The sequence below is a fragment of the Cellulomonas sp. P22 genome (genome assembly GCF_044392165.1).
Map to the genome: position 1 here is coordinate 155,893 of NZ_JBISBW010000011.1, position 19,712 is coordinate 175,604.

Genomic DNA, 19,712 nt, shown 5'->3' on the forward strand with positions numbered 1-19,712 from the left:
GCCGGCCCTCAGCTCTTCAGCAGGTTGACGTCGTCGACCGAGGCCGAGCGGCGGGTACGGAAGATGGCCACGATGATCGCGAGCCCGATGACGACCTCGGCGGCCGCGACGACCATCACGAAGAAGGCCAGCACCTGGCCCGTGAGGTTGCCGTGGATCCGCGCGAACGTCACGAGCAGCAGGTTCGTCGCGTTGAGCATGAGCTCGATGCCCATGAACACGATGATCGCGTTGCGGCGCAGCAGCACAGTCGTGGCACCGATGCTGAACAGGATGCCGGAGAGCACCAGGTAGTGCGTGAGGCTCATGGCGTCTCCTCCGTGCCGCGGTCGGTGGTGATGGGCGTCGTGGGACCGGACGTCTCTCCGACGTCACCGGCCCGCTGCACCGGGGGCCCGACGTCGGCTCCCCCGTGGAACGGCTGGATCTCGGCGCGGAAGCCCGCGGTGCCGGCCTCCTGCCCGCGGATGCGCAGCACCCGTGAGACCGAGGCCTGGATCGGGTTGCCCTGCGGGTCGAGCGCGGGCACGTCCATCGCGTTGTGCCGGGCGTAGACGCCGGGGGCGGGCGGGGGCGTGAGCGAACCGCCGGCCAGGACCCGCGCGTCGGCGCGCTCGCGCTGCGTGATGCGCGGCAGCAGGCGTTCGCGGTGCGTGAGCACCAGCGCGCCGAGCGCCGCGGTGATGAGCAGCGCGCCCACGACCTCGAACGAGAAGACGTACTGACCGAACACGATCCGTGCGACGCCCACCGGGTTGGAGTCGGCGTTCGCGTCGGTGAGGCCCACGGGCGTGGCGTACGTCGCCCGGCCCACGACCCCCACGAGCACGACGCCGAGCCCGATGCCCGCGAGCAGCCCGATCCAGCGCTGGCCGCGCAGGGTCTCGACGAGCGAGTCCGAGGCGTCGACACCGACGAGCATGAGCACGAACAGGAACAGCATCATCACGGCGCCCGTGTACACCACGACCTGGACGACCCCGAGGAAGGGGGCGTCCTGCGCGACGTAGATGAACGCGAGGGAGATCATCACGAGCACGACCGACATCGCGGCGTGCACGGCCTTGCGGGCGAAGAGCAGGCTCAGCGCTGCCAGGACCATGATGGGGGCGAGGACCCAGAACAGGACGGCCTCGCCGGTCGTCGTGACGCCGGCGTCCGTCAGGACGGTCGGCAGCGCCGCGGCTATGTGACTCATCGGTTCTCCTGCCCGGGGGTGTGGGCGTGTGCCTGACGCTCGGCGGCGCGCTCGGCACCGGGGAGCGTCGGGTCGTCGGGGCGGTGCTCCGCGACCCAGCCGACCTGTGCGGGCACAGGTCCGGTGATCTCGCCGCGGTAGTACTCGGTGTCGGTCGTGCCGGGCACCATCGGGTGCGGGGCCGCGAGCATGGTGTCGAGCATCGGCGCGAGGAGGTCGCCCTTCTCGTAGATGAGGCCCTCCCGCGTCGGGCCCGCGAGCTCGAACTCGTTCGTCATGGTCAGCGCCCGCGTGGGGCACGCCTCGATGCACAGCCCGCAGAAGATGCAGCGCAGGTAGTTGATCTGGTAGACGCGGCCGTAGCGCTCGCCGGGCGAGAACTGCGCGTCGGGCGCGTTGTCGGCACCTTCGACGTAGATCGCGTCCGCGGGGCACGCCCACGCGCACAGCTCGCAGCCGATGCACTTCTCGAGCCCGTCCGGGTACCGGTTGAGCTGGTGCCGGCCGTGGTACCGCGGCATGGGCGGCACCTTCTCGTACGGGTACTGCTCGGTGACCGTGGGCCGGAACAGGTTCGAGAACGTGACACCGAAGCCGCCGACGGGCCCGAAGACCTCGGCGAGCCCGGTGCGGGGCTCGATGAGCGGCTTGTACGCCCCGGGGACCGAGACGTCCTTGCCCTCGCCCTGCTCGGGTCCGGGCGCGACGTCCTTGCTCTTGTCAGCCACGGTTCGCCTCCTGGGTGACCTGGGGGGTCTCGTTCGGGTCGGTCGCGGTGCGTCCGCGCCGCGGGGACGGCGGCAGCGCCTGGCCGGGCAGCGGCGGCACCGGGTAGCCGCCCGCGAACGGGTCGATCACCACGGGGTCGTCGAACGTGCCGCGTGGGGGCCCGTCGGGTTCGTTCGCGGGCTTCTCGGGCACCAGGAACGAGACGACCACAGCGAGGATGAGGATGCCCGCGAGCACGAACAGCACGGTCCGCAGCTCGATGTCGGTGAAGTTGCGCACGCCCTGCACGAGCGACACGCAGACCACCCAGGCGAGCGCGGCCGGGATGAGCACCTTCCAGCCGATCTTCATGAACTGGTCGTAGCGGAAGCGCAGCGCCGAGCCGCGGATCCACACGAACACGAACATGAGCATCCAGACCTTGGCCAGGAACCACAGCACGGGCCACCAGCCGGTGTTGAACATGCCGTCGTTGATCCACGAGATGGGCCACGGTGCCCGCCAGCCGCCGAGGAACAGGGTGGTGGCGACGGCCGAGACGTTGATCATGTTGATGTACTCCGCGAGGAAGAACCACGCGAACTTCATCGACGAGTACTCGGTCATGTAGCCCGAGACGAGCTCGCCCTCGGCCTCGGGGAGGTCGAAGGGCAGCCGGTTCGTCTCGCCGACCATCGAGATGATGTAGATGACGAACGCGGGCAGCAGCGGCAGGAACCACCACACCTGGGTCTGCGAGCCCACGATCTGCGAGGTCGACATCGACCCGGCGATGATGAACACGCTCACGAGCGACAGGCCCATCGCGAGCTCGTACGAGATGACCTGGGCCGTCGAGCGGACCGAGCCGAGCAGCGGGTACGTCGAGCCCGACGACCAGCCGCCGAGCACGATCCCGTACACGCCGACCGAGGCGCACGCGAGGATGTACAGCACCGCGACCGGGAAGTCCGTCAGCTGCAGCGGGGTCACGATCCCGAACATGCTCACGCTCGGGCCGAACGGGATGACAGCGAACGTCAGCAGCGAGCAGAACACAGCGATCATGGGCGCGACGAGGTAGACCAGCTTGTCGGCCGCCTTGACCGTGATGTCCTCCTTGAACAGGAGCTTCATCGCGTCGGCGACCGGCTGCAGCAGACCGAACGGGCCGTGCACGTTCGGGCCGGGGCGCACCTGCATGCGCGCGACGACCTTGCGCTCGAACCAGATGGCGATCAGGACGCTGACCAGCAGGAAGACGATGATCCCCACGGCCTTGAGCAGCCAGATCCAGCCGTTGTCGTTGCTGAAGTCGGCCACGACCGGGTCACCGGCCGCGGGCAGCACCGCACCGAGCAGCCTCATGCCTGCACCTCCGCGTCCGTGACGTCGTTCTGGGCACCGGCCGCGAGGCGCACGAGCGCACCGGGTCCTGCGTGCAGGGTCTCGCGCACGGTCGAGCCGGGCGAGCAGGTGGGCAGCCAGACCACGTGGTCGGGCATGTCGGTGACGACCACGGGCAGCTCGATCGTGCCGGTGCCGGTGCTCACCGCGAGCACGTCGCCGTCCACGACACCCGCACCGTCCGCGGTCGCGGCCGAGACGCGCGCCACGGGCCGCTTCGCGGTGCCGGCGAGGAACTTCTCGCCGTCCTGCATGCGGCCCGCGTCGAGCAGCAGGTGCCACGTCGCGAGCACGGCGTGGCCGGGGGCCACCGCGGGCGGCTCGGCCGCGTCCTGCGTCGGGGCGGCCACGCGTGCACCGTCCCACGCGCCGAGCTGGTCGAGCTCGGCGTGCACCTTGGCGAGCGTGCCGACGCCGAGGTCGACGCCCATCGCGTCGGCCAGGCGGTCGAGCACGCGGTGGTCACCCACCGCGGTCGAGGTCAGGGCCTGCGGGAACGGGCGCGGGCGCCCCTCCCACGTGACGAACGTGCCGCCCTTCTCGACGGGCGGTGCGACGGGCAGCACCACGTCCGCGAGCTCGGTGACCTCGGAGGCGCGCACCTCGAGCGACACGAGGAACGGCACCGCGCGCAGCGCGGCGCGGGCGGCCTCGGGGTCGGGCAGGTCGCGCAGGTCCACGCCGCCCACGACGAGCGCACCGAGCCGACCCGTGCGGGCCGCCTCGAGGATCTCGCCCGTGGGGCGTCCGGGGGCTGCGGGCAGCTCGGCGACGTCCCACGCGGCGGCGACGTCGACGCGGGCCGCGGCGTCGGCCACGGGCCGTCCGCCGGGCAGCAGGCTCGGCAGGGCGCCGACCTCGACGCCACCGCGCTCCCCCGCACGACGCGGCACCCACGCGAGGCGGGCACCCGTGCGCTCGGCGAGCCGCAGCGCGGCGGTCAGGCCACCGGGGACGGCCCCGAGGCGCTCACCGACGAGGATCACGGCGCGGTCCTGGGACAGGTCGGTGGCGAGGTCGCGCAGGACCTCGTCCGAGGCGTCGGTCGTCACAGCGTCGAGCACCTCGGCCTCGGTGCCCGGGGCGGCGGAGAGCAGCGTGCCGTCGAGGCGCTCGAGCCCGCGGCTCGCGAACGGCGCCACCGCGGCGACCCGCGTCGTGCCGGCGAGCACGGCCTTGCGCAGGCGCAGGAACGTGATCCCGGCCTCTTCCTCGGCCTCGAGGCCCGCGAGCAGCACCGTCGGCGCCTTCTCGAGGTCGGCGAACGTGACCTGCATCGCGCGTCCGGCGACGTGGTGGCCCAGGAAGGCCTCCTCCTCGGCCGAGTGCGGGCGGGCCCGCAGGTCCACGTCGTTGGTGCCGAGCGCGACCCGGGCGAGCTTGGCGTACGCGTACGCGTCCTCGAGCGTGACCCGGCCGCCGGGCAGCACACCGGCGCCCCGTGCGAGCGTCTCCGCGTCGGCGGGCGAGAGCGCGGCGCGCAGGCCGTCGGCCGCGACCTCGAGGGCCTCGACCCAGCTCGCGGTGCGCAGCTCGCCGGTGACCTCGTCGCGCACGAGCGGGGTCGTGATGCGGTCGGGGGCCGACTGCCAGGTGAACGCGAAGCGGTCCTTGTCGGTGATCCACTCCTCGTTGACCGTGGGGTCCTCGCCCGCGAGGCGGCGCAGCACGACGCCCCGGCGGTGGTCGACCCGGATCGCCGAGCCGCACGAGTCGTGCTCGGAGACGCCCGGGGTCGAGACCAGGTCGAACGGACGCGCACGGAAGCGGTAGGACGCGCTGGTCAGCGCACCCACCGGGCAGATCTGCACGGTGTTGCCCGAGAAGTACGACGCGAAGGGCTCCCCCGACTCGTCCTCCTCCGACGGGCCCACGGGCACGTCGAACCCGGCGCCCACGGGGGTCTCGAACCCGAGCACGGCCGGCGAGAACCGGCCGATCTGCTGGTTCGCGCCACGCTTCTGCAGGTCGATGAACGCGTCGCCCGCGATCTCCTTCGAGAACCGCGTGCAGCGCTGGCACAGGATGCAGCGCTCCCGGTCGAGCAGGATCTGCGTCGAGATCGCGATGGGCTTGGGGAACGTGCGCTTGACGTCCACGAAGCGCGTCGACGCGCGACCGTTGCTCATGGCCTGGTTCTGCAGGGGGCACTCGCCGCCCTTGTCGCACACCGGGCAGTCGAGCGGGTGGTTGATGAGCAGCAGCTCCATCACGCCGTGCTGGGCCTTGTCGGCCTCGGGCGACGTGTGCTGCGTCTTGACCTGCATGCCGGGCGTGGCCTCGAGCGTGCACGAGGCCTGCGGCTTGGGCATCTTCGCGAGCTTGCCGTCGCGGCCGGGCGCCCACACCTCGACGAGGCACTGGCGGCAGGCCCCGGCGGGGGCGAGCAGCGGGTGGTCGCAGAAGCGCGGGATCTGGATGCCGACCTGCTCGGCGGCGCGGATGACGAGCGTGCCCTTGGGCACCGCCACCTCGAGACCGTCGATCGAGAAGGTCACCGCGTCGACCGGGGCCGGCGTCGCCGGGGTGCCGCCGGTCGTGGCCGGGGTCCCGGAACCGGGCTTGGGCGTCGTGATCGTCATGCGTGGACCCCCGCGAGCTGCCCGGCCGACCGGCGCGGGGTGTAGGTGAACTTCGAGCTGCGCTCGGGCGGGAAGAGCACGTCGGCAGGCGTGTGCGTGCCCGCCTCGAACTCCTCCCGGAAGTACTTGATGGCCGAGGTGATGGGGCTCGTGGCCCCGTCGCCCAGCGCGCAGAACGCGCGGCCGAGGATGTTGTCGCACAGGTCGAGCAGCAGGTCGATGTCCTCGCTCGTGCCCTGACCGGCCTCGATGCGGTGCAGCACCTGCGCGAGCCAGAACGTGCCCTCGCGGCACGGCGTGCACTTGCCGCACGACTCGTGCTTGTAGAAGTCGGTCCAGCGCGTGACGGCACGGACCACCGAGGTGGTCTCGTCGAAGATCTGCAGCGCGCGCGTGCCGAGCATCGACCCCGCGGCGCCGACCGACTCGTAGTCGAGCGGCACGTCGAGGTGCTCGGCCGTGAAGATCGGCGTCGAGGACCCACCGGGCGTCCAGAACTTCAGCTCGTGGCCCTCACGGATCCCGCCGGCCATCTCGAGCAGCCGCCGCAGCGTGATGCCGAGCGGCGCCTCGTACTGGCCGGGACGCTGCACGTGGCCGGACAGCGAGAAGATGCCGAAGCCGGGCGAGCGCTCGGTGCCCATCTCCCGGAACCACTGCGCGCCGCCCCGCACGATCGAGGGGACCGACGCGATGGTCTCGACGTTGTTGACGACCGTGGGCCGTGCGTACAGGCCCGCGACCGCGGGGAACGGCGGCTTGAGCCGCGGCTGGCCACGACGCCCCTCGAGCGAGTCGAGGAGCGCGGTCTCCTCGCCGCAGATGTACGCGCCGGCGCCGGCGTGCACGGTGATGTCCAGATCGAAGCCCGACCCGAGGATGTTCTTGCCGAGGAACCCGGCCGCGTAGGCCTCCTCGACCGCGCGCAGCAGGCGGCGGTAGACGTGCACGACCTCGCCACGCAGGTAGATGAACGCGTGCGAGCAGCCGATCGCGTACGACGTGATGATCGCGCCCTCGATGAGCGACTGCGGGGTCGCCATCATGAGCGGGATGTCCTTGCAGGTGCCCGGCTCGGACTCGTCGGCGTTGACCACCAGGTAGCGCGGTCCGCCGTCGGGCGCGGGCAGGAAGCCCCACTTCATGCCCGTCGGGAAGCCGGCGCCGCCACGGCCGCGCAGGCCCGAGTCCTTGACGGTCGTGATGACGTCCCCGGGCGTCTGGGCCAGCGCGGCCCGCAGCCCGGCGTAGCCGCCGCCGTCGAGGTAGGTCCGCAGCGTCCAGGAACGCTCGGCGTCCCACTGCTTGCTGAGGACGGGGGTCAGGGTCGTCGCGTCGGTCATCACGACTCCTTCGCCTGGTCGGACTTCTGCTTCTTCTGCTCGCCCGCGGCGGACGTGTCCGGCCCGGCGGTCGGCGTGCGCTCGGCGCTCGACTGCGCGCCACCCACCGTGGGGCCGCCCGACGTCGCGGCGCTCGCGGCGGGCCGCGTCGCCCCGGTGTCACCGGCCTGGCCGGGGAACGGCGGTGCGGTCCAGCCCTCGGCCTCGGCGAGGAGCGTGCCGCGCTCGGTCTCGGGTCCGGCACCGGCGCCCTCGTCGGCGAGCCCGTCGGGGAAGCCCGCGAGCACGCGCGAGACCTGCTTGAACGAGCAGACCTTCGACGGGCCGCGGGTCGGGGCCACGGGCTCGCCCGCACGCAGGCGGTCCACGGTGTCGACCGCGCTGGCCGGGGTCTGGTTGTCGAAGAACTCCCAGTTGACCATCACGACCGGCGCGTAGTCGCACGCCGCGTTGCACTCGATGCGCTCGAGCGTGATCTTGCCGTCGGCCGTCGTCTCGTCGTTGCCGAGATCGAGGTGCTCGCTGAGCTCCTCCCAGATCGCGTCGCCGCCCATGGTCGCGCACAGCGTGTTGGTGCACACGCCCACGGTGTAGTCACCGTTCGGGCGTCGCTTGTACTGCGAGTAGAAGGTCGCGACCGCCGACACCTCGGCCGAGGTCAGGTCCAGGGTCTCGGCGCAGAACGCGACACCCGCGGGGCTCACGTAGCCGTCCTCGCTCTGCACCAGGTGCAGCAGCGGGAGCAGCGCCGAGCGGGGCTGCGGGTACCGCGCGATGACCTGCGCGGCGTCGGCGGCGAGGCGCGCGCGCGTCTCGTCGTCGTAGCGGGCGGGCGGGCGCACCGTGCCGGTGGGCCGGTCGCTGTTCTCGACGGACATCAGCGGTCCACCCCTCCCAGGACGGGGTCGAGCGAGGCCACCGCGACGACGACGTCGGCCAGCTGGCCGCCCTCGCACATCATCGAGACGGCCTGCAGGTTGTTGAACGACGGGTCGCGGAAGTGCGCGCGGTACGGCTTGGTGCCGCCGTCGGAGACCAGGTGGACCCCGAGCTCGCCGCGCGGGTGCTCGACAGAGACGAACACCTGCCCGGCGGGGACGCGGAAGCCCTCGGTCACGAGCTTGAAGTGGTGGATCAGGGCCTCCATCGAGGTGCCCATGATCTCCCGGATGTGGTCGAGCGAGTTGCCCATGCCGTCCGAGCCGATCGCGAGCTGTGCGGGCCAGGCGATCTTCTTGTCCGCGACCATCACCGGGCCGGGCCCCATGGCCTGCAGGCGCTCGACGGTCTGCTCGACGATCCGCATCGACTGGTACATCTCCTCGATGCGGAGCCGGGCACGCGACCAGGCGTCGGCCTCGGTCGAGGTCGGCACGTCGAAGTCGTACGTCTCGTAGCCGCAGTACGGCTCGGCCTTGCGCACGTCGTACGGCAGGCCCGTGGAGCGCAGCACCGGACCGGTCATGCCCAGCGCCATGCACGCGGGCAGCCCGAGGTAGCCGATGCCCTTGAGCCGGCCCTGCAGGATCGGGTTGGCCAGCATGAGGTCCTCGAGCTGGCGCAGGTAGTGGCGGATCTCCGTGAGCGCGTCACGCACGGCGTCGAGCGCACCCGGGGGGATGTCCTGCACGACGCCGCCCGGGCGGATGTACGCGTTGTTCATGCGCAGGCCCGTGATCAGCTCGAAGACCTTGAGCACCTGCTCACGACCGGTGAAGCCGGCCGTCATGATCGTCGTGGCACCGAGCTCGTTGCCACCGCTCGCGAGGCACACGAAGTGCGAGGCGATCCGGTTGAGCTCCATCATCATGACGCGGATGACGGTGGCCCTCTCGGGCACGTCGTCCGTGATGCCGAGCAGCTTCTCGACCGCGAGGCAGTAGGCCGCCTCCTGGAAGATGTTCGCCACGTAGTCCATGCGGGTGCAGAACGTGACGCCCTGCGTCCAGGACCGGTACTCCATGTTCTTCTCGATGCCGGTGTGCAGGTAGCCGATGCCCGCACGGGCCTCGGTGACCGTCTCGCCGTCGATCTCGAGCATGAGCCGGAGGACGCCGTGCGTCGACGGGTGCTGGGGACCCATGTTGACGACGATGCGCTCCTCGCCGAGGCGCGCTGCCTCCTCGGCGATGTCGGACCAGTCGCCGCCCGACGACTCGAACGACGGGATGCCCGTCGTCTCGTCGTCGACGATGTGGCCCGTCGCGGTGGGGGGACCCTGGTGGGTGCTGTGGGTGGACATCAGCTGTACGACCTCCGCTGGTCCGCGGGCGGCACGGTGGCGCCCTTGTACTCGACCGGGATGCCCCCGAGGGGGTAGTCCTTGCGCTGGGGGTGCCCCGGCCAGTCGTCGGGCATCTCGATGCGCGCGAGCGCCGGGTGACCGTCGAAGACGATCCCGAAGAAGTCCCACGTCTCGCGCTCGTGCCAGTCGTTCGTCGGGTAGACGGCGACCGTCGAGGGGATGTGGGGGTCGGCCTCGGAGGCGGCGACCTCGAGGCGCAGCCGGTGGCTGTGCGTGACCGACACCAGGTGGTAGACCGCGTGCAGCTCGCGGCCCGTCTCGTGCGGGTAGTGCACGCCCGAGACGCCCAGGCTGAGCTCGAAGCGCAGGTCCTGGTCGTCGCGCAGCATCTGGCACACCTCGACGATGTGCTCGCGGGCGACGTGCAGCGTCAGCTCGTCGCGGTCGACGACCACGGACGGGATCGCTGCCGCGAAGCCCGTGCCGGACGCGTCGAGCAGCTCGATCAGGACGTCGACCGCCTCGTCGAACCAGCCGCCGTACGGCCGCGGGCTCGACCCGGGCATCGCGACGGTCGTGACGAGGCCACCGAAGCCCGAGGTGTCCCCCGAGCCCGGTCCGCCGCCGAACATGCCCTGGCGCACGGCGATGACCTCGGGGCGCGCGGCGCCGGTGGCACCCACGTGCTGCGAGCCGCCCTCGAGGGCCGCCTCGCTGGTGCTCTGCGCGGCCAGCGCCGAGGACGTGGTCGCGTCCCCGGGCTTGACGGCCGATGCCGCGTCGGACTTCTCGGCGGACACGTCGGGGGTCTTCCCGGCGTCCGCGTCGGACTTCTCGCTCATGCCAGCAGCCCCTTCATGTGCGACGTGGGCGTGGCGGCGAGCGCGGCGGCCTCGGCGGCGCGGGCCGCCTCCTTGCGGTTGACGCCCATCGGCTCGGCCTGGATCTGCTCGTGCAGCGCGAGGATCGCGTTGATCAGCATCTCGGGCCGCGGCGGGCAGCCCGGCAGGTAGATGTCGACGGGCACGACGTGGTCGACGCCCTGCACGATCGCGTAGTTGTTGAACATCCCGCCCGACGAGGCGCACACGCCCATCGACAGGACCCACTTGGGCTCCGGCATCTGGTCGTAGACCTGGCGCACCACGGGGGCCATCTTCTGGCTCACCCGACCGGCCACGATCATCAGGTCGGCCTGGCGCGGCGAGGCGCGGAAGACCTCCATGCCGAAGCGCGAGATGTCGTACCGGCTCGCGCCGGTGGACATCATCTCGATCGCGCAGCACGCCAGACCGAAGGTCACGGGCCACAGCGACGCCTTGCGGAAATACCCGACGAGGTTCTCGACCGTCGTCAGCAAGAACCCCGAAGGGGCTTCTTCGATACCCATGTCAGATCACCCCTAGTCCCACTCGAGCCCACCGCGGCGCCACTCGTACACGAAGGGCACGGTGATGAGGGCCAGGAAGCCCAGCATCGCGACGAGCCCGAACGTGGCGAGCTCCGTGAAGTTCACGGCCCACGGGTACAGGAACACGACCTCGATGTCGAAGACGATGAACGTCATCGCGACGAGGTAGTACTTGATCGGGAAGCGGCCGCCACCCACGGCGTGCGGAGTCGGCTCGATGCCGCACTCGTACGCCTCCAGTTTCGCGCGGTTGTAGCGCTTCGGCCCGAGGATCGCGCTCGCGCCGACGCCACCGAGGGCGAGCACGGCGGCGATCCCCATCAGGACGAGGATCGGGACGTACGGGTTGGTCATGAGTCGACTCTCCCGGTCGGGGTGTGGGTACTTCCGTGCAGGACCAAGGTCGCGGTTCGCAGCGGGCCCGGGTGAGCGTCCCCCGAGGTGAGGGGCGCCTGGCAGGACCAACGTCCCGCATCGGTCCTCGGCGCTGAGGTCGTCGTCGTCATGCTGCCGGCGCGATCCGGGCGAGCGCGGCGATGGTCCTGTCGACCATGTCGCCGCCGTGGGGCTCGTAGCAGTCCGAGAGCAGCTTGAGCGTGAACTTCATGAGCAGCGGACGGGGCAGCCCGTAACGCGTGCACAGGTGCATGACCTGCGGGTGCTCGATGAGCTTCACGAAGACGCGACCGAGCGTGTAGTAGCCGCCCAGGTCGTCCTTCATGCGCGTCTCGTACGCGTGCAGCGCACGCTCGCGGCCCGCGGCCGAACCCCGGGCGGCGGCCTGCACCGCGGCGTCCGCCGCGAAGCGACCCGCCTGGAGGCCGTACGCGATGCCCTCGCCGTTGAACGGGCTGATCATGCCCGCCGAGTCGCCCGCGAGCATCAGGCCGCGGCCGTACAGCGGTCCCCGGTTGAAGCCCATCGGCAGCGCGGCGCCCCGCACCTCGCCGATCTGGTTCTCGGGCGTGAACTCCCACTCCGCGGGGGCGTTCGCCATCCACTTCGCGAACAGGTCCTTGTAGTCGACCTTGGTCGCGGCGGCCGTCGAGGACACGCTGCCCAGGCCGACGTTCGCGGTGCCGTCGCCGAGCGAGAAGATCCAGCCGTAGCCGGGCATGAGGTTCGAGCTCCCGGGGGCCCCGTCCCACAGCTCGAGCTGGGACTCCATCCACGGGTCCTCGTGGCGCGGCGTACGGAAGTAGGTGCGGACCGCGACGCCCATCGGACGGTCGGTGCGCTTCTCGAGGCCCATGCCCGTCGCGAGGCGGGCCGAGACGCCGTCCGCCGCGATCACGAGCGGGGCCCGGTACGTCACGTCGTCGCCCGCGCGGCGACCCGCGCCGTCGACCGGGCGGGCGGTCACGCCCACCACCCGGCCGGTGCGCTCGTCGAGCAGCGGACCCGTGACGTTGGTGCGCTCGAGCAGCTTGGCGCCCGCGGCCCGCGCGTGGTCGGCGAGCAGGTGGTCCAGGCTCATGCGCGAGCGGGCCAGGCCGTACGACGGGTAGCTCGACAGCTCGGGCCACGGCAGCTCGAGGCGGTGCCCGCCCCCGACGACCCGCAGGCCGCGGTTGCGGATCCAGCCGTCCTCCTCGCGCAGCGGCACGCCCATCGCGGCGAGCTCCTTGACCGCGCGCGGCGTCAGACCGTCGCCGCAGACCTTGTCCCGGGGGAACTCGGCCTTCTCGAGCAGCAGCACCTGCAGGCCTGCGGAGGCGCAGTGGTAGGCGGCGCTGGACCCCGCGGGACCTGCACCGACGACGATGACGTCGGCGTCATCGCTCCTTGCGTCAACCACGGCCCCGCCCCACTTGTGAAGACGTTCACATCACGACCCGGCCGAGTGTAGCCAGGGCCACAGACCATGTCTGCGAAGGCTTACCTCACCTGGCCGTACGGACCTGTCCGGAGCCCTGATCAGGCCTCGGGACGCACCGCTCGGTGCAGCGCCACGATGCCGCCCGTGAGGTTCCGGTACGCGACCTCACGCCACCCGGCGGCCTTGACGAGCCGGCCCAGGCTCTGCTGGTCGGGCCACTCGCGGATCGACTCGGCGAGGTACACGTAGGCGTCCGACTCCTTCGCCACGGCCCGCGCCACGGGCGGCAGGGCCCGCATGAGGTACTCGGTGTAGACGGTGCGGAACGGCCCCCACGTGGGCCGCGAGAACTCGCACACCACGAGGCGACCGCCCGGGCGCGTGACCCGCAGCAGCTCCTCGAGCGCGACCTGCGTCCCGGCCACGTTGCGCAGCCCGAACGACATCGTCACCGCGTCGAACGACGCGTCGGCGAACGGCAGGTGCACGGCGTCGCCCGCCACGAAGCCCAGGTCGGGGCGACGGCGCTTGCCGACGCCGAGCATGCCCATCGACAGGTCGCACGGCACCACGTGCACGCCCGCGTCCGCGAGCGGCTCGCTCGACGTGCCGGTGCCCGCGGCCAGGTCGAGCACGCGCTCGCCCGGCTGCGCGTCGAGCGCGGCGAGCGTGGCGCGACGCCAGTAGCGGTCCTGACCGAACGAGAGCACGTCGTTCGTCAGGTCGTAGCGGCGGGCGACGCCGTCGAACATGGCGGCGACGTCACGGGGGTCCTTCTCGAGGCTGGCGCGAGACATGCGCACATCGTCTCAGGTCCAGAGGCGTGGACGTACCCTGAACGCGATGACCAGCACCATGCCCGACGCCGTCCCGCACCCCCTCGTCGTCCGGACGGTCGCCCTCGACCTCCCTGCGCCCGCCGACGGCTCCCCGCCCGACCCCGCCGACCTGCTCGACCTGCTGCCCCCCGACGCGCCCCTCGCGTGGGTGCGCCGCGGCGACGGCCTCGTGGGCTGGGGCGAGGCGCTGCGCGTCGAGGTGCACGGCCCCGACCGGTTCGCCGCGGCCGAGCGCGCGTGGCACGAGCTGCTCGACCACGCGATCGTGCGCGACGAGGTGGACCTGCCCGGCACGGGCCCCGTGGCCTTCGGCTCGTTCGCGTTCGACGAGGACTCGGCCGCCGGTGGGGTCGTGGTCGTCCCCCGCGTGGTCGTCGGGCGGCGCGGAGCCGTCGCCTGGCTCACCACGATCGACACGGGCGCCACGCTGCGCGCGGCCCCGACGCTCGCCGCGGTCGTCGACCCCCGTGCCGGCACCCCGGCCTCCCCCGGTGCGGTCAGCTGCACCGACGGCGCCGTCAGCGCGCAGGACTGGCCCGCGGTCGTCTCGCGCGGCGTCGAGGCCATCCGGGCCGGTGAGGTCGACAAGGTGGTGCTGGCCCGCGACGTCGTCGCGACCACGAGCGAGCCGCTCGACGTGCGCTGGCCGCTGCAGCGCCTCGCCGCGCGGTACGACTCGTGCTGGACGTTCTCGGTCGACGGCATGATCGGCGCGACCCCCGAGCTGCTCGTGCGCTCGTCGAAGGGTCTGGTCACCTCACGCGTGCTGGCCGGCACGATCCGGCGCACGGGAGACGAGGACGCCGACGTGGCCCGCGCCGCGACGCTCGCGCACTCGTCCAAGGACCTCGAGGAGCACGAGTACGCGGTGTCCTCGGTGGCCGACGCGCTCGCCCCCTTCTGCACCTCGACGAACGTGCCCGACGTGCCGTTCGTGCTGCACCTGCCCAACGTGCTGCACCTCGCCTCCGACGTCACGGGCGTGCTCGCCGCGAACCCCTCGAGCCTCGCGCTCGCCGCCGCGCTGCACCCCACAGCCGCCGTGTGCGGGACCCCCACGGCGGCCGCCGCCCAGCTCATCGCCCGGATCGAGGGCATGGACCGGGCGCGCTACGCCGGCCCGGTCGGCTGGTTCGGGGCGGACGGCGACGGCGAGTGGGGCATCGCGCTGCGCTCGGCGCAGGTCGACCCGGACGACCCGCACCGGGTGCGGCTGTTCGCGGGCTGCGGCATCGTCGCGGCGTCCGAGCCCGCGGCCGAGCTCGCCGAGTCCGAGGCCAAGCTCGTGCCGATGCGGGACGCGCTCGGCTCCGACTGAGCCCGCGACACGCGCTGACGGCCGGCACCTTCTGGTGCCGGCCGTCAGCGCGTGCGGGTCAGGTCGGGTCGGGCGACCAGGTCAGCCCCCCTGCCCCCCCTGCCCCTGCTGCCCCTGCTGCTGCTGCTGCTGGAACCACTCCCAGAGCTGCTCCGGGGTCAGCGAGCCCGAGCCGTTCTGCCCCTGGCCCGGGGTCTGCGGCTGGCCCGTTCCGGAGCCGCTCGGTGCGCTCGTCGCCGTCTCCTGCCGCGTCGCGAGCGTCACGTCGACCTTCTCGGTCTTCCCGTCGCGCACGACCGTCAGGGTGGCCTTCGACCCCGCCGTGAGCTCCCGCACGTAGGCCGTGAGCGACTCGGCGCCGCCGACCGGCTTGTCGTCGATCGCCACGATGACGTCCTTGGGCTGGAGGCCCGCCGCTGCGGCCGGCGAGTCGGCGCTGACCTGCTCGACGACAGCACCCCGGCGCGTGACGCCGTCAGCGGTGGCCGTCCCGTCGGTCATCGAGACCCCGAGGAACGCGTGCTCGGCCGAGCCGTTGTCGATGAGCTGCGAGGCGATCTGCTTGGCCAGGTCGACCGGGATCGCGAACCCGAGGCCGATCGACCCCGACTCGCTCGACAGCGTCGCGATCGAGGACGTGATGCCGATGACCTCGCCCTGCCCGTCGAACAGCGGACCACCGGAGTTGCCCGGGTTGATCGCGGCGTCGATCTGGATGGCGTTCGTCACGACGGCCTCGGTGCCCGACTCGGACGTCGAGACGGGACGGTCCACGGCCGAGACGATGCCCGTGGTGACGGTGTTGGACAGGCCCAGCGGGTTGCCGACAGCCATCACGGCCTCACCGACCCGCACGTCGCTCGAGCTGCCGAGCGTCGCGGGGCTCAGGTCGTCCGGGGCGTCCGTGATCTTGATCACCGCGAGGTCGGTGGTCGGGTCCGTGCCCACGATCTCGGCCGCGAACAGCCTCCCGTCGGTGAGCGTCACCTGGAGCCCGTCCGCCGTCGCGCCCGCCACCACGTGGTTGTTGGTGACGATGTTGCCGCTCTTGTCGATGATCACGCCCGATCCCTGGGCGCCACCGCTCTGCGTCTGGACCTCGATCGCGACGACCGAGGACTGCACCGCGGCGGCGACCTTCTCCCAGTCGGGGTTGTCGACGCTCGAGCCGGTCACCGGCGCTGACGCGGTCGAGCCCTGCCCGAGCGTCGCGAGCGACGCCGACTCGCTGTCGTCGTCGTTCTGGAACAGCGTCATGAGTCCCGCGGTGACGATCGCGGCGCACAGCGCGGCGACGACGGCCACGACCACGAGCGGTCCCCAGAGCGAGCGCCGCGGACCACGGTCGCCCTCACCTCCCGTCGGCCCACCCCCGCCGGGCGGCTGGTTGCCACCGGGCGGGACGACACCGGGGGCCCCGGCACCCGGGTAGCCCTGCGCGGCGTAGCCCTGCTGCTGCCCGTAGCCGGGCTGGCCCTGCCCTGGCTGGCCCTGCCCCGGCTGACCCTGCTGGCCGGGCTGGCCCTGCTCGCCGACGCGCGACTCGGGCGGGGCGGCGGGGTGCGGAGGAAGGAACGGGTTGGTGGGGTGCGTGCTGCGCGGCGGCTGGCCGTGCGGGCTCTGACCGTAGGGCGGCTGGCCCTGCTGCTGACCCTGCTGCTGGCCGTACGGCGGCTGCTCGTGCGCGGCCTGCGCCGGACGGAGCACCTGGGTGTCGGCGGCATGGCTGGGCGTCGGGTGCTCGGGCTGGGCCGGCTGCTCGGGTTCGGTCGGGTGCTCGGGCTGGGCCGGCTGCTCGGGCTCGTTCGAGCGGGGATCGTCCGGGGTGCTCATGGTGACCTCCTTTGTGTTCACCATGAGACATGTCGGCGCTGGGCGCATCCTCCACGGTTCCTGGGAATCAGCCAAGAATCTGCCGTGCCTTCGGTTCGGTGCGCCGACCTGCGCGGACGCCGCCGTCACCGTCAGGCGAGGGCGCGTCCCACGGCCTCGTCGGCGGCCGCGCCGAGGCGGCCCATGAGGGCCCGGCGCGAGGCCCTGTCGACCCGCACCTCGACGAGGCTGACGCCCGGCCCGGGGGCCGCGAGCGCGGGGGCGAGACCCTCGACGTCCGACACGCGGGTGTGCCGCACCCCGTAGGCCGCGCACAGCGCCGCGAGGTCCGCGCCGTGCGGTGTGCCGAAGACGCGCTCGAAGACGTCGGCGTGCTCGGGCGCCCCGTGCTCGAGCGTCGCGAAGATCGACCCGCCGTCGTCGTTCGCGACCACGAGCTGGAGGTCGACGGCCGGTTCGAGGGGACCGCGCAGCAGCCCGCCCGCGTCGTGCAGGAACGTGAGGTCACCGACGAGGGCCCGCACCCGGCGCCGGGGCAGCGCGTGGGCGACACCGAGGGCGGTCGAGACCGTGCCGTCGATCCCCGCCAGCCCGCGGTTCGCGAGCACGAGGCGCGGGCCGTCCCACGTCGCCACGAGGTCCAGGTCACGCACGGGGTTGCTGGATCCGACCACGAGCACGTCGTCGGGGGCCGTGGCCCGGGCGACCTCGCGGGCGAGCGCCGGTCCGCTCACCCGGGTGCCGCTGCGCGAGGGCGGGGTGGGGGCGTCGAGCACCTCGTCGAGCGCCGCGAGCGCGGCCTTGCCCGCCGACTGCCACGCCGCGAGCCAGCCGTGTGGGCCGTCGGCGTGCGGGCCGGCGCCCGCGAGCATCCGGGCCGGGACCTGCGTGTGCACCTCGCGCGCGGTGCGGGTCGCGTCGGGCCAGTCCCGCCCCTCGGGGGTGACGACGACGACCTCGACGTCGTCGCGACCGAGCAGGTGCTGCACCGGACGGGTCAGGGTGGGTCGGCCGAGGACGACGACGCGGCGCACAGCACCGCCCAGCCCCGGGTGCGCGAGCAGCAGCCGGTACGCGGGGACCGCGTGCAGGCCGCCGAGGGCCCCCGACGTCGGCTCGGCGAGCAGCGGCCAGCCGTTGGCCTCGGCCACCTCGCGTGCGACGGGCCCCGCGCCGTCCCCCGCGACGACCACGGTGGGCAGGTCGAGCGCCCGCCGGGTGGTCCGCGCACCCCCGACGGCGGGGGCCGCGAGCGCGGCGGGCACCGCGTCACGCGGCGCGACCCAGGTGAGACCGTCGTCGCTCGGCGTCGGCCACGGTGCACCCGCCGGGGCGAGGGGCTCGCGGAAGGACACGTCGAGGTGCACAGGACCGGGGGCTCCCGTGCGGGTGCCCATCGCGGCGCCCACGGCCCGGGAGAGCAGGTTGCGCAGGTCGCGGTCCTCGCCGGGACGGCCCGACGGCGCGGGCACGTCCGCGGCCAGCCGCACCGCGGAGCCGAACAGGCCGACCTGCTCGGTGGTCTGGTTCGCCCCCGTGCCGCGCAGCTCGTGCGGCCGGTCGGCCGAGAGCACGACCAGCGGGAGGCCTGCGTGGTGGGCCTCGAGCACAGCGGGGTGCAGGTTCGCGACGGCGGTGCCGGACGTCGTGACGACCACGACGGGTCGACGCTCGCCCACCGCGTCGGCGGCCTTGGCCAGACCCAGCGCGAGGAAGCCCGCGGCCCGCTCGTCGACGCGCACGTGCAGCGTGAGGGCGGGGGCGCCCGCCGCGCGCTCGTGGTCGGGGCGTGCGGCCTCGGCCAGCGCGTAGGCCAGCGGGGCGCTGCGCGACCCGGGCGCCAGCACAGCCTCCCGCACCCCGAGCGCCGCGAGCGCCTGCACGAGCACCCGCGCCGCCGTCGTCGCGGGGTTGTCGTGCGCGGGGTTGTCGTGCCCGGGGTCGGGGGTGGGATCGGCTGCGCTCGTCACCGTCCCACCGTAACCGCGCTCGCGGGGAGCTCAGCCACGCTCGGCCCGCTCGACCTCGGCCACGCCCTCGACCTCGGCCAGGCGCTCGAGCCATCGTGCGCGCACCGGGGCGCTCGCGGCGCTCGTCGCGAGCAGGTCTGGTTCAGCTGCCGGTCGCGTGACGCGGATGGCCCCGTCGCGCGGCAGGAGCGGATCGGCCACCACGTCGGCGGTGAGGAGCTGCGCGGTCGCGAGCCCGCAGGCGTACGGCAGATCGGGCAGGGCCGCGGCGAGGGCGAGCCCGGCGGCCAGCCCGATCGAGGTCTCGAGCGCGGAGGAGACGACCACCGGCAGGCCGATCTCGGCCGCCAGGTCGAGGCACGCGCGCACGCCGCCGAGCGGTTGCACCTTCAGCACCACGATGTCCGCGGCCTCGGCCCGGACCACAGCGAACGGGTCCTCGGCCCGGCGGATCGACTCGTCGGCCGCGACCGGTACGTGCGTCGCGCGGCGCACGGCGGCGAGGCCCGGCACGTCGGCCACGGGCTGCTCGACGTACTCGAGGCCGCCCGCGGCCCGGTCGAGCACCCGCAGCCGGGCGATCGCGGTCTCGACGTCCCACGCCCCGTTCGCGTCGATGCGGATCGCGCCGCCCGGGCCGATCGCGTCCCGCACGGCCTCGAGCCGCTCGACCTCGTCGCGCTCGGACTGCCCGGGCTCGGCCACCTTGACCTTCGCGGTGCGGCAGCCGCCCGACGCGGTGACGATGCGGTGCGCCGTCGCGGCGTCGACCGCCGGCACCGTCACGTTGACCGGGACGACGTCGCGCACCGGCGCCGGCCAGCCCACGTCGGCGGCCTCCCGCGCTGCCCGCAGCCACGCGGCCGACTCGGCCGCGTCGTAGTCGCCGAACGGGCTGAACTCGGCCCAGCCGGCCGCCCCGCGCCACAGCACGCCCTCGCGCACCGTGATGCGGCGGAACCGCGTGCGCAGCGGGATCGCGTAGACGTGGAGGTCGGCGGGCAGGGGGGCGAGATCGGACCGGGGCACGCGCTCCAGC

General features: G+C 73.1%; 17 protein-coding genes. 1 reads left to right on the forward strand and 16 read right to left on the reverse strand.

The window, feature by feature from the left end; translation table 11 throughout:
• Window positions 1-8 precede the first annotated feature (8 nt).
• The 13 genes from nuoK to ACGIF2_RS13390 all read right to left on the reverse strand — a co-directional run bounded on the left by nuoK (window position 9) and on the right by ACGIF2_RS13390 (window position 13,510).
• Window positions 9-308: an NADH-quinone oxidoreductase subunit NuoK gene (gene nuoK, locus ACGIF2_RS13330; protein ID WP_396047365.1), complete on the reverse strand. Its 300-nt coding sequence runs from the start codon at window positions 306-308 to the stop codon at window positions 9-11.
• Window positions 305-1,198: an NADH-quinone oxidoreductase subunit J gene (locus ACGIF2_RS13335; RefSeq protein WP_396047367.1), complete on the reverse strand. Its 894-nt coding sequence runs from the start codon at window positions 1,196-1,198 to the stop codon at window positions 305-307. Before ACGIF2_RS13335 ends, nuoK begins: the two co-directional genes overlap by 4 nt.
• On the reverse strand, window positions 1,195-1,926 hold the full coding sequence (nuoI, locus tag ACGIF2_RS13340) for an NADH-quinone oxidoreductase subunit NuoI (RefSeq protein ID WP_396047369.1): 732 nt from the start codon (window positions 1,924-1,926) through the stop codon (window positions 1,195-1,197). Before nuoI ends, ACGIF2_RS13335 begins: the two co-directional genes overlap by 4 nt.
• On the reverse strand, window positions 1,919-3,274 hold the full coding sequence (gene nuoH, locus ACGIF2_RS13345) for an NADH-quinone oxidoreductase subunit NuoH (protein WP_396047371.1): 1,356 nt from the start codon (window positions 3,272-3,274) through the stop codon (window positions 1,919-1,921). The genes nuoI and nuoH overlap by 8 nt, the downstream gene beginning before the upstream one ends.
• Window positions 3,271-5,895 (reverse strand): NADH-quinone oxidoreductase subunit G, encoded by a 2,625-nt coding sequence (locus ACGIF2_RS13350; RefSeq protein WP_396047373.1) that lies wholly within the window; start codon window positions 5,893-5,895, stop codon window positions 3,271-3,273. Before ACGIF2_RS13350 ends, nuoH begins: the two co-directional genes overlap by 4 nt.
• Window positions 5,892-7,238, reverse strand: a complete 1,347-nt coding sequence (nuoF, locus tag ACGIF2_RS13355; protein WP_396047376.1) for an NADH-quinone oxidoreductase subunit NuoF — start codon at window positions 7,236-7,238, stop codon at window positions 5,892-5,894. Before nuoF ends, ACGIF2_RS13350 begins: the two co-directional genes overlap by 4 nt.
• Window positions 7,238-8,116 carry an NADH-quinone oxidoreductase subunit NuoE gene (gene nuoE, locus ACGIF2_RS13360; protein WP_396047378.1) on the reverse strand — a complete coding sequence of 293 codons (879 nt, stop codon included), beginning with the start codon at window positions 8,114-8,116 and terminating at the stop codon, window positions 7,238-7,240. Before nuoE ends, nuoF begins: the two co-directional genes overlap by 1 nt.
• Complete coding sequence (locus ACGIF2_RS13365; RefSeq protein WP_396047379.1) at window positions 8,116-9,480, reverse strand: NADH-quinone oxidoreductase subunit D; 1,365 nt, start codon at window positions 9,478-9,480, stop codon at window positions 8,116-8,118. The genes nuoE and ACGIF2_RS13365 overlap by 1 nt, the downstream gene beginning before the upstream one ends.
• The gene (locus tag ACGIF2_RS13370; RefSeq protein WP_396047381.1) at window positions 9,480-10,325 is read right to left on the reverse strand and encodes an NADH-quinone oxidoreductase subunit C; all 846 of its coding nucleotides are present in this window, start codon (window positions 10,323-10,325) and stop codon (window positions 9,480-9,482) included. Before ACGIF2_RS13370 ends, ACGIF2_RS13365 begins: the two co-directional genes overlap by 1 nt.
• A complete protein-coding gene (locus tag ACGIF2_RS13375; RefSeq protein WP_396047383.1) occupies window positions 10,322-10,873 on the reverse strand; it encodes a NuoB/complex I 20 kDa subunit family protein in 552 nt (183 codons plus the stop codon). Before ACGIF2_RS13375 ends, ACGIF2_RS13370 begins: the two co-directional genes overlap by 4 nt.
• A gap of 12 nt (window positions 10,874-10,885) precedes the next feature.
• A complete protein-coding gene (locus ACGIF2_RS13380) occupies window positions 10,886-11,248 on the reverse strand; it encodes an NADH-quinone oxidoreductase subunit A (RefSeq protein WP_396047385.1) in 363 nt (120 codons plus the stop codon).
• Between the two features lie 148 nt (window positions 11,249-11,396).
• Window positions 11,397-12,692 carry a geranylgeranyl reductase family protein gene (locus ACGIF2_RS13385; RefSeq protein WP_396047387.1) on the reverse strand — a complete coding sequence of 432 codons (1,296 nt, stop codon included), beginning with the start codon at window positions 12,690-12,692 and terminating at the stop codon, window positions 11,397-11,399.
• A gap of 119 nt (window positions 12,693-12,811) precedes the next feature.
• Window positions 12,812-13,510 (reverse strand): demethylmenaquinone methyltransferase, encoded by a 699-nt coding sequence (locus ACGIF2_RS13390; protein WP_396047389.1) that lies wholly within the window; start codon window positions 13,508-13,510, stop codon window positions 12,812-12,814.
• Window positions 13,511-13,556: 46 nt separating this feature from the next.
• Here ACGIF2_RS13390 and ACGIF2_RS13395 point away from each other — a divergent pair, with 46 nt between their 5' ends.
• Window positions 13,557-14,870, forward strand: a complete 1,314-nt coding sequence (locus tag ACGIF2_RS13395) for an isochorismate synthase MenF (RefSeq protein ID WP_396047391.1) — start codon at window positions 13,557-13,559, stop codon at window positions 14,868-14,870.
• A gap of 81 nt (window positions 14,871-14,951) precedes the next feature.
• On the opposite strand, the gene ACGIF2_RS13400 is transcribed toward ACGIF2_RS13395, so the two are convergent.
• The 3 genes from ACGIF2_RS13400 to ACGIF2_RS13410 form a co-directional block, all read right to left on the reverse strand.
• The gene (locus tag ACGIF2_RS13400; protein ID WP_396047393.1) at window positions 14,952-16,703 is read right to left on the reverse strand and encodes a trypsin-like peptidase domain-containing protein; all 1,752 of its coding nucleotides are present in this window, start codon (window positions 16,701-16,703) and stop codon (window positions 14,952-14,954) included.
• A gap of 131 nt (window positions 16,704-16,834) precedes the next feature.
• The gene (gene menD, locus ACGIF2_RS13405; protein WP_396047395.1) at window positions 16,835-18,673 is read right to left on the reverse strand and encodes a 2-succinyl-5-enolpyruvyl-6-hydroxy-3-cyclohexene-1-carboxylic-acid synthase; all 1,839 of its coding nucleotides are present in this window, start codon (window positions 18,671-18,673) and stop codon (window positions 16,835-16,837) included.
• A gap of 30 nt (window positions 18,674-18,703) precedes the next feature.
• The gene (locus ACGIF2_RS13410) at window positions 18,704-19,702 is read right to left on the reverse strand and encodes an o-succinylbenzoate synthase (RefSeq protein WP_396047397.1); all 999 of its coding nucleotides are present in this window, start codon (window positions 19,700-19,702) and stop codon (window positions 18,704-18,706) included.
• Between the last annotated feature and the right edge of the window lie 10 nt (window positions 19,703-19,712).